The organism is Microbacterium salitolerans, assembly GCF_019720895.1.
Classification (GTDB): Bacteria; Actinomycetota; Actinomycetes; order Actinomycetales; family Microbacteriaceae; genus Microbacterium.
This window is the reverse complement of the sequence record NZ_JAHKSH010000002.1, coordinates 387,923-403,542: the sequence shown is the minus strand read 5'-3', so window position 1 is coordinate 403,542 and position 15,620 is coordinate 387,923. Positions and strand designations below refer to the sequence as shown.

General features: G+C 70.5%; 12 protein-coding genes and 1 tRNA gene. 7 read left to right on the top strand and 6 right to left on the bottom strand.

Annotation, left to right across the window (positions count from 1 at the left end; all coding sequences use genetic code 11):
- Nucleotides 1-163 precede the first annotated feature (163 nt).
- Nucleotides 164-1,114 (top strand): hypothetical protein, encoded by a 951-nt coding sequence (locus KOL93_RS05135; RefSeq protein WP_221584254.1) that lies wholly within the window; start codon nucleotides 164-166, stop codon nucleotides 1,112-1,114.
- Between the two features lie 288 nt (nucleotides 1,115-1,402).
- On the opposite strand, the gene KOL93_RS05130 is transcribed toward KOL93_RS05135, so the two are convergent.
- Nucleotides 1,403-1,945, bottom strand: a complete 543-nt coding sequence (locus KOL93_RS05130; RefSeq protein ID WP_221584253.1) for a 2'-5' RNA ligase family protein — start codon at nucleotides 1,943-1,945, stop codon at nucleotides 1,403-1,405.
- Between the two features lie 106 nt (nucleotides 1,946-2,051).
- Here KOL93_RS05130 and KOL93_RS05125 point away from each other — a divergent pair, with 106 nt between their 5' ends.
- From KOL93_RS05125 to KOL93_RS05115, 3 genes are read left to right on the top strand one after another with little or no spacing between them, the layout of a single operon-like run.
- Entirely contained in the window at nucleotides 2,052-2,756 is a 705-nt protein-coding gene (locus tag KOL93_RS05125; protein ID WP_374107109.1) for a hypothetical protein, read from the top strand.
- Nucleotides 2,753-4,309 carry a DNA polymerase Y family protein gene (locus tag KOL93_RS05120; RefSeq protein ID WP_221584252.1) on the top strand — a complete coding sequence of 519 codons (1,557 nt, stop codon included), beginning with the start codon at nucleotides 2,753-2,755 and terminating at the stop codon, nucleotides 4,307-4,309. Before KOL93_RS05125 ends, KOL93_RS05120 begins: the two co-directional genes overlap by 4 nt.
- Nucleotides 4,309-7,716: an error-prone DNA polymerase gene (locus KOL93_RS05115; RefSeq protein WP_221584251.1), complete on the top strand. Its 3,408-nt coding sequence runs from the start codon at nucleotides 4,309-4,311 to the stop codon at nucleotides 7,714-7,716. Before KOL93_RS05120 ends, KOL93_RS05115 begins: the two co-directional genes overlap by 1 nt.
- A gap of 73 nt (nucleotides 7,717-7,789) precedes the next feature.
- On the opposite strand, the gene KOL93_RS05110 is transcribed toward KOL93_RS05115, so the two are convergent.
- Nucleotides 7,790-7,860, bottom strand: a tRNA-Gly gene (locus KOL93_RS05110).
- A 180-nt stretch (nucleotides 7,861-8,040) separates the two neighbouring features.
- On the opposite strand from KOL93_RS05110, the gene KOL93_RS05105 reads away from it, so the two are divergent.
- Together KOL93_RS05105 and KOL93_RS05100 are read left to right on the top strand one after the other, a co-directional pair.
- Nucleotides 8,041-8,265: a hypothetical protein gene (locus tag KOL93_RS05105; RefSeq protein ID WP_221584250.1), complete on the top strand. Its 225-nt coding sequence runs from the start codon at nucleotides 8,041-8,043 to the stop codon at nucleotides 8,263-8,265.
- The gene (locus KOL93_RS05100) at nucleotides 8,262-11,207 is read left to right on the top strand and encodes a helix-turn-helix transcriptional regulator (protein WP_221584249.1); all 2,946 of its coding nucleotides are present in this window, start codon (nucleotides 8,262-8,264) and stop codon (nucleotides 11,205-11,207) included. Before KOL93_RS05105 ends, KOL93_RS05100 begins: the two co-directional genes overlap by 4 nt.
- A 7-nt stretch (nucleotides 11,208-11,214) precedes the next feature.
- Here KOL93_RS05100 and KOL93_RS05095 read toward each other — a convergent pair whose 3' ends face one another.
- On the bottom strand, nucleotides 11,215-11,745 hold the full coding sequence (locus KOL93_RS05095; RefSeq protein ID WP_221584248.1) for a gamma carbonic anhydrase family protein: 531 nt from the start codon (nucleotides 11,743-11,745) through the stop codon (nucleotides 11,215-11,217).
- A 182-nt stretch (nucleotides 11,746-11,927) separates the two neighbouring features.
- Between KOL93_RS05095 and KOL93_RS05090 the strand changes: the two genes are divergently transcribed.
- Nucleotides 11,928-12,410, top strand: a complete 483-nt coding sequence (locus KOL93_RS05090; RefSeq protein WP_221584247.1) for a Dps family protein — start codon at nucleotides 11,928-11,930, stop codon at nucleotides 12,408-12,410.
- Between the two features lie 56 nt (nucleotides 12,411-12,466).
- On the opposite strand, the gene KOL93_RS05085 is transcribed toward KOL93_RS05090, so the two are convergent.
- The 3 genes from KOL93_RS05085 to KOL93_RS05075 form a co-directional block, all read right to left on the bottom strand.
- Nucleotides 12,467-13,120: a response regulator transcription factor gene (locus KOL93_RS05085; RefSeq protein ID WP_260405935.1), complete on the bottom strand. Its 654-nt coding sequence runs from the start codon at nucleotides 13,118-13,120 to the stop codon at nucleotides 12,467-12,469.
- Nucleotides 13,121-13,124: 4 nt separating this feature from the next.
- Nucleotides 13,125-14,486 (bottom strand): sensor histidine kinase, encoded by a 1,362-nt coding sequence (locus tag KOL93_RS05080; RefSeq protein WP_221584245.1) that lies wholly within the window; start codon nucleotides 14,484-14,486, stop codon nucleotides 13,125-13,127.
- Between the two features lie 86 nt (nucleotides 14,487-14,572).
- Nucleotides 14,573-15,583 (bottom strand): LacI family DNA-binding transcriptional regulator, encoded by a 1,011-nt coding sequence (locus KOL93_RS05075; protein WP_221584244.1) that lies wholly within the window; start codon nucleotides 15,581-15,583, stop codon nucleotides 14,573-14,575.
- Nucleotides 15,584-15,620: the final 37 nt, after the last annotated feature.

Sequence of the window (15,620 nt, the reverse complement as noted above, 5' to 3'; positions counted from 1 at the left end):
CCCGGCTCTCCCGAGTGCCGACACGCCCTCGATCGCGGGCTGAAGGGCGGATCCGCACTCGGGAACAGAATCCGCAGCGCTGCTTCTCGACCTTGCCAGGGCCCCCGTGTGGTGCCTGTGGATAACTTCTGCGCGCTTCGGCGCGACGTGGCACGGTCGTCAAATGGCGCCGCCTCTCGAACTTCCCGACGAACTCGGAGAGGCATTCGCCGTGCGCGCCGCACGCGCGGCCGGCGTCACGGAGAAGTGCCTGCGGAATCGTGCGCTCGCCGCCCCGTTCCGCGGTGCGCGCACGTTCGAGGCGGTCGACTCGACGGATCCAGGCCCCGAAGGAGAACGCGCGGACGCCTGGCGGCGTATCCGCGCCTACGCCGAGATCATGCCGGAGCACGCGTTCTTCGTCGGCCCGACGGCGGCGCTCATCGGCGGCGTCCCTCTGCCCGTCGGCCTCCATTCCCACCTGCATGTCGGCGTCGAGTTCCCGCGAACACCACCGAGACGCCCGGGGATCCGCGGAACGCGCATCGGTGTGTCGGGGCACGTGAGCCGGATGCATAGGCTGCGCGTCGCGGATCCTGCGTTGACCTGGGCGACGCTCGGGCCGCACCTGCGTGAATACGATCTCGTCGCCGCCACGGACTATCTGCTCCGCATCCCTCGCGCACCCGGCGGCCTGGTTCGACTCGACCGCACGGACCCGTACACGACATCCGTGGCGCTTGCCGGGATCCTCAGCGAACATCGCTGGCGGGCCGCTCCGAACCTGCGCCACGCTCTCGATCGGGCACGCACAGGGGCGTCGTCGCGCCCTGAGACGTGGTCGCGCCTCCTCATCGTCGACGCAGGACTCCCGGAGCCCGTCCTGGACCATGACGTCTACGACGACGCACATGTCTTCATCGGTGCCGCAGATCTGGCGTATCCGCACAGGAAACTGGCGATCGAATACGAGGGCGAAGGACACCTCGATCGCGTGCAGTTCGAGCGGGACATCGAACGATTCGCGCGATACGAGGAAGCTGACTGGTCGTATGTGCGCCTTACTTCACGGCATGTCTTCCACCTATCGCACGAAGTGTCGCGCCGCGTCCGTCGAAAACTCGATCGGGGCTGATCCGGAGCGCTCATCCGTGTTCGGTGCCGCCGCTTCTCGACGTTCCCGAGTGCCAACACGCCCTTCCGGGCCCACGTCAGGGCGGGAAGGACGCCTGCGCGATGTGGGCACCTCACGAACCTCGTTCCCGAGTGCGGACACGCCCTTCCGCCTCCTGTTCAGGGCGGGAACGCACTCGGGAAGGATGCGTCGCCGTCGATCGGCTCGCGAGCGTCGTCTTCGCAGCGCCGTCGACGACCTCGCCACACGATGAGCCGCTCACACGAGCGTGCACTTCGGCGGAGCGCGTCAGGATCCCAGCGGAAACTCCTCCGCGGCCTGCCACTTGCCATCGCCCTGCTCTTCGAGGAGAGTCACTGTCTCGACCCGGCACCGAATCGGCAGATTCGCCGTCACATCGTTCTCTGCTGTGACCAACTCGCTGTGCGGCTTCCGATCACCCACCGTGAGGTGGGGGATCGTCTCGTCGTATGCTCCGCCATACGGACGCAATGTGGGAAATGCACGCTCCGCAGCACTGATGACGGTGCGGATGCGACGGTCATCATCTGGCGCGAGCCACAGCACGTCATCCCCGAACCATGCGGTCCTGACCAGTGCGAACTCGAACGCCGCAAGGGATCCGAGCGCGGAGGCAAGTCGAGCGCGCACGTCATGATCGAACTCGTCCGATGCGACGAACGGAAAGAGCACGGTGATGTGCGCGGGCACTCCGAGCACGGCATCGGAAGCGAGGCGGGCACACCAGCCACCCACCGCTGACTCAGCTTCGGGGACTCTGATCACCAGTGCTGTCCGTCGCATGCACGTCATCCCCTCAGCCAACCGCATGACGACGCCGTGTGTCGATCTGATTCCCTCCCTTCGTTTGTCAGGGGTTCGAAACAGTATTCGAGTCAGGCTTTGCTCTTTCGAACATAGTTTCTAGAATGGGAGTGTGGAGATGGCAGTCATGGGAGCCGCTGCGGAGGCGGATCAGCCGGCGATGGTCTCGCGCCTGCGCGCGCAGATCAGCCAGATGCAGCGTCGTACGGCACAGGTCGATGCGCTGCCGGTTCATGATGCCCTCGCCCCCCTCTTCCCCGAGGGCGGTCTGCGCCCCGGTGCGAGCTATGCGCTGTCCGATTCCGCCGGCCTCCTCCTCGCCCTCCTCGGTGCGTCCTCCCAAGACGGTTCGTGGTGCTCCATCGTCGGCATGCCCGATCTCTCCGCCGAGGCGGCAGAGGCGTACGGCATCGACCTCGCACGGCTCGTGCTCATCCCTCAGCCCGGCGAACGCTGGCTGCAGGCCGCCTCCTCTGCCGTCGAGGTCTTCCCCCTCGTCGCCGTGCGCCCGCACCGGGCCACGACATCGGCTGAGGTCGCGCGACTCGAGGCCCGCCTGCGTGATCGCGGCAGCGCGCTGCTCGTCGTCGGAGCCTGGAGCGGCGCCGATCTCTCCCTCACGATGAGCGCTCCCGAATGGAGCGGGATCGGACAGGGACACGGCCTGATCTCCTCGCGCGCCGTGTCGGTCGCGGCCGCGGGCAGGCGCATGCCACGGTCGCGCACGGTGCGCGTCCTGCTTCCCGGCCCCTCTGGAGGCGTCGAACGCCTCGAGACACGCGCTCACCGCCCTCACCTGCGGGCGGTGAGCGCATGAGCACTGCCGCCGAACGCGCCATCGTGCTGTGGCTGCCCGACTGGCCGATCACCGCTTTCCTGCGCACGCAGGCGCGCGAAGCCGTCGAGAGAGTCAGGGCCTCTGCAGACGAGCCTCTCGCCGTCGTGCACGACGGCCGCGTCGTCGCCTGTTCGGCCTCCGCACGTGCGGAAGGGGTCCGCCGCGGGCAGCGACGCCGCGACGCGCAGGGCACATGCTCTCGGCTGCGCGTCCTCTCCGCCGACGAGGGGCGCGACGAGCGCGCCTTCCATCACGTGCTCACCCGGCTCGAAGAGCTCGCGCCCGGGGTCGAGCCTCTGCGCCCCGGCGTCGCCGCCCTCCGCGCCCGCGGCCCCGCGCGCTTCTATCGCGGCGAACATCCCGCGGCGGAGGCGCTCCTCCGCGCCCTGCGCGAAGACGACATCGCGGACGCCCGGGCGGGTGTCGCCGACGGCCTGTTCACCGCCGAGCAGGCGGCGCGCACCGCGACCTCCGTCGACGCCGTTCGCATCGTCCCCCGCGGCGAGGCCGCGGCATTCCTCGCGCCGCTGCCCGTCTCCGTCCTCGGCGATGACGACCTCGCTCTCTTCCTCGCGCGTCTCGGCGTGCAGACGCTCGGCGGGTTCGCCGAGCTCCCCGCGGGGCGCGTTCTCGGCCGGCTCGGCGCATCCGGCGCCCGCCTCCACGACCTCGCCGCCGGAGCCGACTCGCGCGTCGTCGTCCCCCGCGTCCCGCCGCCCGAACTCGCGCGCAGCCTCGACCTCGAGCCTCCCCTCGAGCTCGCCGAGCAGGTCGCCTTCGCCGTGCGACAGACAGCCGACGCGTTCTGCGACGGGCTCGCGTCCGCCGGTCTCGTCTGCACGGCCGTGCGCATCACGATCGAGAGCGACCACGACGGACGCAGCGAGCGCGTCTGGCAGCACCCGCAGAGCTTCGACGCGTCGAGCGTCGTCGATCGCGTGCGCTGGCAGCTGCAGCCCGCGCGAGACTCCCCCGCCCTCACCGGCGGCGTCTCGCGCGTCCTCCTCGAACCCGACGCCGTCGACGACGCCGCAGGGCACCAGCCCGCCCTCCTCGGGCAGGGCCCAGACGAACGCAGCCACCACGCGATGACGCGCGTGCAGAGCGCGCTCGGTCACCGCGGCGTCCTCACTCCCGCCGTCGGCGGAGGGCGATGGCTCGCCGAGCGCGAGATGCTCCTGCCCTGGGGCGATGCGTCGACACCCCCTCGCCGCCGCGACCTCCCGTGGCCGGGCGCTCTCCCCGCTCCCCTGCCCTCGGAGATCTTCCACGAGGCACGCCCCGTGCGCGTCCGCGGCGCACACGATGCTCCTGTCACCGTCGACGAACGCGGCTTCCTCACGACGGCGCCCGCGCTGATCGAACGACGGCGCATCGCCTCGTGGGCCGGCCCGTGGCCGATCATCGAGCGCTCATGGGATCCCGCACGTTCCCGACGCGCGCACCGATTCCAGCTCGTCGACGACACCGGAGATGCCTGGCTCGCCGTGCTCGAGGGCGATGCGTGGTGGCTGGAAGGCCGGTACGCCTGATGGGCTGGAAGAATCCCCCGATCCCGTGGAACGAGCTCGAACGCACACTCAGCGGGCGCCGACCCGATCCGCGCCCGGCCGCCGTCGACGGCGGAGACATCCCGGCCGGGAGTCGCGCACACGCTGATGAGATGCCGATGATCTCCCGGGGCACGAACCGCGTCCGGTACGCCGAGCTGCACGCGCACTCGACGTATTCGTTCCTCGACGGCGCCTCCTCCCCCGAAGATCTCGTCGAGGAGGCGGAGCGACTCGGCCTCGACGCGCTCGCGATCACCGATCACGACGGTCTCTACGGAATCGTGCGCTTCGCCGAGGCCGCCGAGCGCACGTCGGTGCGCACCGCATTCGGAGCCGAGCTCTCACTCGAGCTGCCGGCACCGCAGAAGGGCATCCCGGATCCCGTGGGCCAGCACCTGCTCGTCCTCGCCCGCGGAGAGAACGGCTACCACCGCCTCTCTCGGGCGATCACCCGCGCGCAGCTGCGCGGGCAGGAGAAAGGGCGCCCCGTCTACGACCTCGACGAGCTCGGCGAGGAGTCGTCCGGCAGCTGGGCCGTCCTCACCGGATGTCGCAAGGGCGCCGTCGGGCAGGCGCTGCGCCTCGACGCCTCCCCCGACGAGCAGGTCGATGCCGCCGAGCGCGAACTGCGCCACCTCGTCGATCTGTTCGGGCGCGACAGCGTCTTCGTCGAGCTGACGCACCACGGTGATCCGCTCGACGACCGCCGCAACGACCAGCTCGCGCACCTCGCGGCCCGACTGTCCCTGCCCCTCGTCGCGACAACGGGAGCGCACTACGCCTCCCCCGGAAAGGCTCCCCTGGCACAGACCGTCGCCGCGATCCGCGCCACCCGCAGCATGGACGACCTCGACGGGTGGATGCCCGCGCACGCCGCGGCGCACCTGCGCTCCGGGGACGAGATGGCTCGGCTCTTCTCCCGCTACCCCGGCGCCGTCGAGCGCACCGCGCACCTCGCCGACGAGCTCGTGTTCCCGCTTCGCGCCGCCCGCCCTGCCCTGCCGAAGCAGCCGGTCCCCGAGGGCCACACGCCGATGTCGTACCTACGCGAGCTCGTCTGGGGCGCTGTCCCTCACCGCTATCCGCATCTCTCCACGCCCGACAGAGAGCGCATCGCACACGAGCTCGACGTCATCGAGAAGAAGGATTTCCCCGGGTACTTCCTCATCGTCCACGACATCGTCGCCGAGGCACGCAGACGCGGGATCCTCTGTCAGGGACGCGGATCCGCCGCCAACAGCGCCGTCTGCTATCTGCTCGACATCACGGCCGTCGACGCCATCTACTATCGGCTGCCCTTCGAGCGCTTCCTCTCGGCGATGCGCGACGAGGAACCCGACATCGACGTCGACTTCGACAGCGACCGGCGAGAAGAGATCATCCAGTGGGTGTTCGAACGCTATGGGCGGGAGCGCGCGGCACAGGTCGCGAACGTCATCCAGTATCGCCCCAAGAACGCCGTACGCGACGTCGCACGCGCGCTCGGATTCTCGCCCGGTCAGCAGGACGCCTGGTCGCGCCAGGTCGAACGCTGGGGAGCACTCCTCGAATCCGGCCCCGATCACAACATCCCCCCGCAGGTGATCGCGTATGCGACCGAGCTCCTCAAGGCACCGCGGCACCTGGGGATCCACTCGGGCGGGATGGTGCTCACCGACCGCCCCGTCGGCGAGGTGGTCCCGATCGAGCACGCGCGCATGCCCGGTCGCACCGTCATCCAGTGGGACAAGGAGGACGCCGCATGGATGGGGCTCGTCAAGTTCGACCTTCTCGGCCTCGGAATGCTCGCCGCCCTCCAGCACTGCTTCGACATCATCGCCGGCGCCACGGGAGAGCAGTTCGACCTGCGCGATCTCCCCCGCGAGGAGCCTGCGGTCTACGACATGCTCTGCCGTGCCGACTCGATCGGCGTCTTCCAGGTCGAGTCGCGCGCCCAGATGGGATTGCTCCCCCGACTGCAGCCGCGCACGTTCTACGACCTCGTCATCCAGATCGCCCTCATCCGCCCCGGCCCCATCCAGGGCGGCGCCGTGCATCCCTTCGTGCGCCGCAAGATGGGCCTCGATCCCGTCACCTATCCGCACCCCAAGCTCGAGCCGGTCCTGGAGCGCACGAAGGGCATCCCCGTCTTCCAGGAGCAGCTCATGCAGATGGCGATGGCGATCGGCGAGTGCACGGGAGAAGACGCCGACCTCCTCCGTCGGGCGATGGGATCCAAGCGGGGCCAGGAGCGCATCGAGAGCCTGAAGGAGAAGCTCTTCGCCGGGATGGCCGCGAACGGGATCCGCGGCGAGCAGGCCGACCAGCTCTACGCGCAGATCCAGGCGTTCGCGAACTTCGGGTTCGCCGAATCGCATTCGCTGTCGTTCGCCCTCCTCGTGTACGCATCGAGCTGGATCAAGCTGCACTACCCCGCGGCGTTCCTCGCCGGTCTCCTGCGATCCCAGCCCATGGGGTTCTACTCTCCCGCCACTCTCACGGCCGACGCCCGTCGCCACGGGGTCGAGGTGCGCCGCCCCGACATCCTGCGCTCCGGCGTCCGCGAGACGCTCGAGCCCCTCGACCGGGCGCATCGAGACGCCACGGGCCGCGACACCTGTCTCGTCGACGCCGTGGTCCCCCCTCCGCCGTTCGACCAGTCGGCGCCCGATGAGTCCGCGGCACACCGCCGCGATGGGGGATTCGCGGTCCGGCTCGGCCTCGCAGGCGTCACCGGCATCGGAGAGCGCACGGCCGAGCTCATCGTGAGCGAGCGCGACGACGCCGGCCCCTTCGCGTCGATGTCCGACCTCGTGCGCCGCACGGGCCTCACCGAGACGCAGCTCGAGGCTCTCGCGACGGCCGGCGCCTTCGCCCCGTTCGGGCACACCACGCGCGAGGCGCTCTGGGTCGCAGGAGCGGCCGCACAGGATCGCGCCGAGTACCTGCCGGGCACCGCGCTGTCAGTGCAGCCGCCGCTGTTCGCGGATCCGTCGAGCTACGAACGACTCGCGAGCGACCTGTGGGCCACGGGCGTCTCGACCGACGACCATCCGCTCACGCACTTCCGCGCACCGCTCGATGCGCGCGGCGTCCTCTCGTCGACCCAGCTGCGCACGCATGAGACCGGCAGACGCATCGAGGTCGCGGGCCTCGTGACGCACCGGCAGCGCCCCGCGACCGCGTCGGGCATCACCTTCCTCAACCTCGAAGACGAGTACGGCCTCGTGAACGTCGTCTGCTCCGTCGGCGTCTGGACACGATATCGACGTCTCGTGCGAGACAGACCGGCGCTCATCGCCCGCGGCATCCTCGAGCGGTCCCCCGAGGGCGTCGTCAACATCGTCGCGGACGGCTTCGAGGATCTGCGGGTGGGCATCGGGCACCGCTCGAGGGACTTCCGATGAGAGCGGCGGAGCACGCGGATGCGAGAGGCCCCTGTCCCGTCGCGGTGCGACGAGCAGGGGCCTCAGCTCAGAGAGGGGATGACGAGAATCGAACTCGCGTGACCAGTTTGGAAGACTGGGGCTCTACCATTGAGCTACATCCCCGCTGTCGCCGGTTTCAGGCGACTCGGAAGAGTCTATCCGATTCGGCCGCGAATCCTCGAACCAGGCGACGCCCGGGCGCGTCTGAGGCACCTCTGATGCCTCAAGATGAGGCATCTGCCCGATGTCCGGGACCCGCCTTACTCGCGATCGTGAGAGCACATCCGCACGCAGGAGGCTCTCATGTACACCGACCACCGAATCGCCATCGCCGCGTACGACGAACACGTCCGCGAGGCCGAGCAGAGGATCGCCCGGATACGGGCGCTCGACGAACGCCGCGCCAGCCGACGCGACCACACAGCGGAACCGATCGCGCAGCCACCGCGGGCGACGACCGCCGTCGCTCGCATCGCCGTCGCGCTTCGTCGCCGACTGCGTCGCTTCGCCGCGCGACTGACGGCATGACCGCTCTGCCGGGCATCCGCGCGCCGTGGGACGATGAGCGGGTGATATCGAGGAAGCACGCCGCGCCGCTCGTCGCACGCGACGAAGAGCTCGCGACATTCGACGCTCTCCTCGACGACGTCCGCTCCGGTGCTCCGCGCACGGCCGTCATCGCCGGGGAGGCCGGCATCGGCAAGAGCCGGCTCCTGCAGACGCTGCGCGAGCAGCACGACGATGTGCGCTTCCTCGTCGGACACTGCGTCGACCTCGGCGAGGTCGGCGAAGCGCACACGTCAATTACTGGCGCGCTCCGCCCCCTCGTCACAGACCTCGGCGCCGACGCCACCCGCGCCATCGCGGGTCACGGCACGGCGGCGCTCGCCCGTATCTTCCCCACCCTCCTCGACGGCGACGCCGCCGCTGGCCCCTCCGCCCTCCGCGGCGCCGCTCCCGGTCCCCTGCATGAGGCGATCGCCGTCCTGCTCGAAGGGGCATCGCGTCAAGCACCGCTCGTGCTCGCCATCGAGGACCTGCACTGGATCGATGCCGCGAGCCTCGGAATCCTGCGGTTCCTCACCCGTACGATCACCGCCGCACGTCTCCTCATCGTGCTGACGTATCGCACAGAGGATATCGGCCGAATGCACCGTGTCCGCCCGTTTCTGGGCGAGCTCGCGCGCGACCGGTCCGTCACGCGCCTCGACCTCGCGCGCCTCGACCGCGACGCGACGAGACGCATGGCAGAAGAGCTCGCACCGACCGCGCCGACGGTCGAGGCCATCGACCGACTTCTCGCCCGGAGCGAGGGCGTGCCGTTCTACGTCGAGGAGCTCGTCGACCTCGACGCCTGCGACGACGACGCGGCGCCGCTGCCCGACGACCTGCGCGATCTCCTGCTCGTCCGCTACGCACGCCTGCCGAGCGATGTCCAGGAGTTCGCCCGCCACCTCGCCGTCGGCGGCCTCTCGGTGCACCACGAGCTCCTCGCCCACGTGCGAGACGACGCCGACATCACCTCGCACGCGCGCGCCGCCATCGAGGCGGGGCTGATCGTGGCTGATCCCCCCTCCTACCGATTCCGCCATGCGCTCGTGCGCGAGGCGATCGCCGACGACCTCCTCCCCGGCGAGCGGGAGCGACTGCACCACCGCTATGCGACGGTCTACGAAGAACTCGCCGACCGCACGACGGATCCCGTCAGCGCCGCGATCGCGCACCACTGGACGGCCGCCCGCGACGCACCGCGCGCCTTCGCGGCCTGGATCCGGGCGATGCGCGAGGCCCGCGCCTCGCTGGCATACGCCTCTGCCGCGCAGCACGCGGAGCAGGCGCTGTCGCTGTGGGACTCCGTCGCAGATCCGCAGGAGGCCGCCGGGATGTCGCGTCTCGAGCTGATGGGCCGGGCGGCGACGTATCTGCGCAACGCCGGAGAGACGACCCGGAGCCTCAGCCTCCTGCGACAGGCGCTCCACCAGTGCGAGCCGGGGTCGATCGATCGCGCGCTTCTGCTGACGAACGAGGCGCGCGCCCTCGCACTGCTCGCCGAGCCGGGGTCGATCGAGGCGTATCGCGAGGCGCTCGCGACACTCGACGCCCTCCCCGACGACGTCACGCGAGCCCGTGCCGATGTCATCGCACGGCTGCGTCCCGACATCATGACGGCGCTCGCCGGGCGCCTGATGCTCGCCGGGCGCAGAACCGAGTCCATCGACCTCGCGCGAGGAGGTGCGGCGCTCGCCCACGAGCTCGGCAACTCGTCCCTCGAGTCCATCGGCGCCAACATCGCGGCGACCGCGCTCGGCGACGGCGGCTTCGTCGACGAGTCTCGCGCCGAGATGGAACGGGCGCGCGAGCTCGCCGGCGACGACGCCGCCGCGCAGCTGCGCTACTGGGTGAACGCATCTGACCTGGCGCACCGCTTGGGCGAGCCCAGACGAGCCGAGACGCTGGCACGCGCGGGCGCGACCGCGGCACGACGGCTCGGCATGGATCGCGCGTCAGGACTCATCCTCGCCTCGAACCTGGCCGACGCCCTCATGACGCAAGGATCGTGGGACGAGGCCGAGCGCATCGTCGACGGCGCGCTTTCGATGAGCGGGCCGTCGACGTTCTTCACCTACCTGGCACGGGTCAAGACCTCCCTCCTCCTGTGGCGAGGCCGCGTCGACGACGCCACGGCGCTGCACGACCGGCATCGCGCACTGCTGTCCGCGACAGCGACGCAAGAGATGCAGTCCCTGCTGGGCACCGGGCGGCTCTCCGCCGAACTCGCCCTCGCACGGGGCGACCTGCGCGCCGCCTGGCGCGAGGCGCGCGTCCTGCTGGACCTCGATCCCGAGCTCACGCCCGCCGGATACACTCAGCCGTTCGCCTGGGTCGCGGCGCGCGTGACCGCCGAGGCCGCCCGCTCCGGCGACCCCGAGCTCCGAGAGGCGGTCGGTGCCGGCCCCGCCCTGCGCCGGATCGTCGGCGATACGGCGTGGTGGCCGACCCACGAGGTGTGGGCGCCGCTCGTCGACGCCGAGCTCGATGCATCGCCACAGGCATGGGCGCGGGCAGTGACGTCAGCCCGCCTCGAAGGTGCGCCAGCCGTGCTGCTCCCCCACGCTCTCGCCGAGCTCGGGGCCGCGCACCTCGCCGCCGGCGGCCGCGCCGCCGCGCGCGAGGCCCTCGACGCCGCGATCATCGAGTCCGACCGGCTCGGTGCGGGTCTCACGCTCACCCGCGCCCAGGAACTCGCCCGTGCGGCGGGACCGCGCGCCGCAGCGAACCCCGACGAGCTCCTCACCGCGCGCGAGCGCCAGGTGCTCGCGCTCGTCGGCGAGGGCCTCACGAACCGCCAGATCGGCGAGCGCCTGTTCATCAGCGCGAAGACCGCCAGTGTGCACGTGTCGGCGATCCTTCGGAAGCTCGGGGCGTCGACGCGCACCGAAGCGGCTCATCTCGCGCGCGACCTCGGATGAGCCGCGGTCAGATCGATGCGGCGTGCTGCCGCGAGTGCGCCACGTAGCGCTCGGCGTTGCGGCGGATCCGCGCGACCTCGTCGTCCGTGAGTTCGCGCCGCACCTTCGCCGGGACGCCCGCCACGAGCGATCTGGGCGGGATCTCGGTGCCCTCGAGCACTACGGCTCCGCCGGCGATGAGGCACGAGGCGCCGATCCTCGCCCCCGACAGCACGACGCTGCCCATGCCGATGAGGGTTCCGTCTCCGATCTCGCAGCCGTGCACGACCGCATTGTGCCCGACCGACACGTACTCGCCGAGGATCGTCGGATGATCGGCGTCGACATGCACCGTCACGTTGTCCTGCAGGTTGCTCGCGCGTCCGATGCGGATCGGCGCGACGTCCCCGCGCAGCACGGCATTGCACCATGCACTCGACGACTCGGCGAGGTGTACGTCGCCGATGATGCGCGCCCCCTCCGCGACGAACGCGGAGTCGTCGATGACAGGCCCCTCCGCTCCCAGGGATCTGATCGATGCGGCCGCGGAGATCGTCATGCCGCCGAGCCTACTCACGCGTCGGCGAACACAGGCACCCCTCACTTAGGGCAGGCTATCTTTCCCCTGGTCACGAGCTGAATCAGCGCAGGCTCACCTTGGTTGCGCGATGCGTCAGGAGGAGTAGATTCGTCTGCAACAGGGGCGCACAGTGCCCCTGCCACCGACGAAAGGGGATCTCCATGAGCAAGTCCACCATCCAGGCGACCGCCGCTGACCCGACCGTGGCCGCCGCCGCGAGCCAGTTTCTGTCCCCCATCGTCCTGGGTCTCCAGGCGCTGACCGTCAACGGCAAGCAGGCGCACTGGCATGTTCGCGGCGCCAACTTCATCGGCGTCCACGAATTCCTCGACACGCTTGTGGCACACGCGGGCGGTTGGGCCGACGAGGCGGCAGAGCGCATCGTCGCCCTCGGTCTCCCGATCGACGCCCGCCTCGGCCAGGTCGCCGAGAAGGTTTCCTCCACGGGCGCCCCGGCCGGCTTCGCGCAGTCGTCTGACGTCATCGCCGGCGTCGTGAACGACATCGACGCGGTCATCAAGAGCCTCGACGCAGCCATCGAGGGCCTTGACGAGATCGACCTCACGAGCCAGGACACGGCGATCGGCATCAAGGCCGGCCTCGAGAAGGACCGCTGGTTCCTCGTCGCCCACGTCTCCGAGTGATCTGACGCCCACGCGGCACGCGGCCCCCGGGATCTCTCCCGGGGGCCGCGTCGTCTCTACCGGCGCTCGAGATAGCGCAGCACAGCGATCACACGACGATGATCGTTCGTCGACTCCTCGAGGCCGAGCTTGACGAAGATCGCCCGCACGTTCTTCTCCACCGCGCCGACCCCGATGAACAGCTTCGCGGCGATCGACGCATTCGTCCGCCCCTCCGCCATGAGCTCGAGCACATCCCGCTCGCGCGGCGTGAGCATCGCCACCGGATCGGGTGCCGTCACCAGCATGCGCGACACCACCTGCGGATCGAGAACGGTGCCGCGTTCGCTCACCCGGCGCACGGCATCGGTGAAGTCGTCGAGCGATGTCACGCGGTCCTTCAGCAGGTAGCCGACACCGCCGCCGCCCGCGAGCAGCTCGCGCGCATAGACCGTCTCGACGTACTGACTGAGCACGAGGATCCCCAGGTCGGGCAGCGCCGCGCGCAGCGCAAGCGCCGCCCTCACTCCCTCGTCGCGGAACGACGGCGGAAGACGGACATCGAGCACCGCGACATCGGCGCGGGCGTCTCGCACGCGGTCGACGATGTCCGCGGCGTCGCCGAAGGCGCCGGCGGTCACGTACCCGGCCTCCGAGAACAGCCGCACGAGCCCCTCACGCAGGAGCATGGAGTCCTCGACGACGACGAGGCGCAGCGGTTCAGATCCCATGACGTCAGCGTATTCCGTCGGCATCGCTCCGGTCCGGGACCGGGATGTACGCCCCGACAGCGGTCGGACCGCCCGGAGGGCTGTCGAGCAGGAAGGATCCCTTGAGACCTGCGATGCGCTCGGCCAGACCGGCGAGGCCGTGTCCCGTCTGCATCGTCGCGCCGCCGACGCCCTCGTCGACGACGCGGATCTCGAGCGTCCGGTTTGCGCCCTCCCCACGTAGTACCGCGCGCACCTCGGCCGAGGACGCCCCTCCGTGCTTCACGACGTTGGTGAGAAGCTCGGCGACGATGAAGTAGGCGTTGCGAGCGATCTCGTCCGTCACCGCCTGGTCGATGTCGCCGTCGATTCGGGCCTCCACCGCGATGGCGGCATCCGCCGAGATCGACTCGAGGGACGCGGCGAGGCCGCGGTCCTGCAGGAGCGGCGGCGCGACGCCCGAGGACAGGGCGCGCAGCTCGTCGAGGGCGGCCTTCGCCTGCGCGATCGACTCCCGCGCCAGCTGGGCGGCCCCTTCGCCATCCCCCGATGTGGCGCGCCGCTCGAGCGATGCCAGGTCCATCTGGAGTCGCACGAGACGCTGCTGCGGGCCGTCGTGGATGTCGCGCTCGAGGCGTCGAAGGGAGACGTCCTCCGCATGCACGGCGGCGCCGCGTGCCTGTGCTTCCGCGCGCAGCTCGGCGGCGAGGTCGTCGGAACGCCAGCGACCGATCATCCCGCGGGCGGTCACCCATCTGAGCCACGCCAGGGCACGCAGAACCCAGGGCAGCGTCAGCGCGAAGAACACCCCCGCGAGCAGCGTGAGAACACCTTCGACCCACTCAGCGCTCCACCCGCCGAACAGCCACGGCACAGCGTCTGAGACGTATCCGCCCCAGACCGCCCCGTCCGGATCGGGGATGAAGCCCATCCAGAACCACGACGTGAGGCCGCCGAGCGCCAGGGCCGTCCAGGAGATGCCGATCGTGAAGGCGGCGATCGCCACGATCGGCGACACGATCATCGTGTGCAGCAGCGCCATCCAGTAGTGGGCATGCCGCATGGGGCGCGTGACACCGGCGACGACGCCCGTTCTCGGGGTCGCCTCGCGGTCCCATTCCGGATCGGGCACAAGGGGCAGGCGCGACAGGCCCACGAGGCCGCGATCGGCGGCCGCGAAGCCGCGCGCGGCCACGAGCGCCGCGGACATGAGGGGAATGCCGATCATGATGATCGCCGTCGCCACGCCCGCGAAGAACAGTCCCGCCGTCGTCGCGAGCCCCGCGATGGAGATCACCAGCGCGAGGAAGAGGTATCCGAGCGTACCGGGCACGGCCCGCCAGACGTCGCGGTATCGCGCACGCGGAGCAGGGAGAGAATCGGTCATGATTCGATCCTCCCGTGCAAGGGCGTGGCGCGCCGCCCCGCGAGCATCCGAGCGCGTTCGGGGGTTCTCCCCCGTGCGCCACCACGTCAGCCGACCGTCGGAGCAGGTCCGGTCGACTCGCGCCAGACGACCCGCGTGGTCGCCTCGGCCGGAAGCCGCTCATCCGGTCCGCCACGCAGCACACGCAGGAGTCGTTCGACGACGCGCGCGCCGATTCCCTCGAGATCGATCGACACCGTCGTGAGCGACGGCAGCAGATGGCGTCCGAGTGGCTGGTCATCCCAGCCGGTGACGCTGAGATCGTGTGGTACGCGCCACCCGCGGTCGGCGGCTCCACGGATGACGCCCGCCGCGACGAGGTCGTTGCCCGCGACGACGGCGGTTGCGCGCCGTCCCGTCGAGAGGGCCGCCGCGGCACGGTGCCCGGATTCCGCCGACCAGTCCCCCTCGCACACGTCTCCCTGGAGCCCCAGCGCGCGGCAGGTCTCGACGAACGCATCGCGGCGCGCGCGTGCGGACGCGAACTGCAGGGACCCCGTGACGTGCAGCAGGTGACGGTGACCGTGATCTCGCAGGCCCTGGACGAGCGTCGGCACCGCCGACGCATCGGTGAGCTCGCCGATGCCGCGCATCTTGTCGTCGAGCTCACCCGCGAGGACGAGCGGCGTGCCGCCGCCGGGACGGCTCACACCGCGCACAAGCGGTGCGAACGAGGCGATGCCGTCGACCTGGTGCGCGTCGGCGAGTTCGAGAACTCGGTCCGTACGCTCATCGGCGCCGCCCTCGGGGCTCAGGACGTCGACGCTGTAGCCGGCCGCGTGCGCCGCTGCGGTCGCGCCGGCCAGCATGCGCGCGGGACTGAAAGCGATCGGCGGCACGACAACCGCGATCCGACCGGTCCGCTTCGTGCGCATCGAGCGCGCCACGGAGTTCGGACGGTAGCTGAGTGCCGCGGCGGCCTCCTCGACGCGCTCACGCGTGAGGGGCTTCAGCCCGTCGGGAGCGCGGAAGAAGCGGGAGACCGTCTGGTGCGACACGCCTGCGCGTGCCGCGACATCCTTCATGGTCGCGCGCACGCGTCGCGTCGGCTCGGACATGTCCACTCCACGGTTGAGGTCACCCATATGTTGACAC

Excerpts from the sequence above, each read along its gene's own strand:
- KOL93_RS05135 (WP_221584254.1), top strand. The coding sequence starts at position 164 with ATGGCGCCGCCTCTCGAACTTCCCGACGAACTCGGAGAGGCATTCGCC.
- KOL93_RS05130 (WP_221584253.1), bottom strand. The coding sequence starts at position 1,945 with ATGCGGTTGGCTGAGGGGATGACGTGCATGCGACGGACAGCACTGGTG.
- KOL93_RS05120 (WP_221584252.1), top strand. The coding sequence starts at position 2,753 with ATGAGCACTGCCGCCGAACGCGCCATCGTGCTGTGGCTGCCCGACTGG.
- KOL93_RS05115 (WP_221584251.1), top strand. The coding sequence starts at position 4,309 with ATGGGCTGGAAGAATCCCCCGATCCCGTGGAACGAGCTCGAACGCACA.
- KOL93_RS05105 (WP_221584250.1), top strand. The coding sequence starts at position 8,041 with ATGTACACCGACCACCGAATCGCCATCGCCGCGTACGACGAACACGTC.
- KOL93_RS05100 (WP_221584249.1), top strand. The coding sequence starts at position 8,262 with ATGACCGCTCTGCCGGGCATCCGCGCGCCGTGGGACGATGAGCGGGTG.
- KOL93_RS05095 (WP_221584248.1), bottom strand. The coding sequence starts at position 11,745 with ATGACGATCTCCGCGGCCGCATCGATCAGATCCCTGGGAGCGGAGGGG.
- KOL93_RS05090 (WP_221584247.1), top strand. The coding sequence starts at position 11,928 with ATGAGCAAGTCCACCATCCAGGCGACCGCCGCTGACCCGACCGTGGCC.
- KOL93_RS05085 (WP_260405935.1), bottom strand. The coding sequence starts at position 13,120 with ATGGGATCTGAACCGCTGCGCCTCGTCGTCGTCGAGGACTCCATGCTC.
- KOL93_RS05080 (WP_221584245.1), bottom strand. The coding sequence starts at position 14,486 with ATGACCGATTCTCTCCCTGCTCCGCGTGCGCGATACCGCGACGTCTGG.
- KOL93_RS05075 (WP_221584244.1), bottom strand. The coding sequence starts at position 15,583 with ATGTCCGAGCCGACGCGACGCGTGCGCGCGACCATGAAGGATGTCGCG.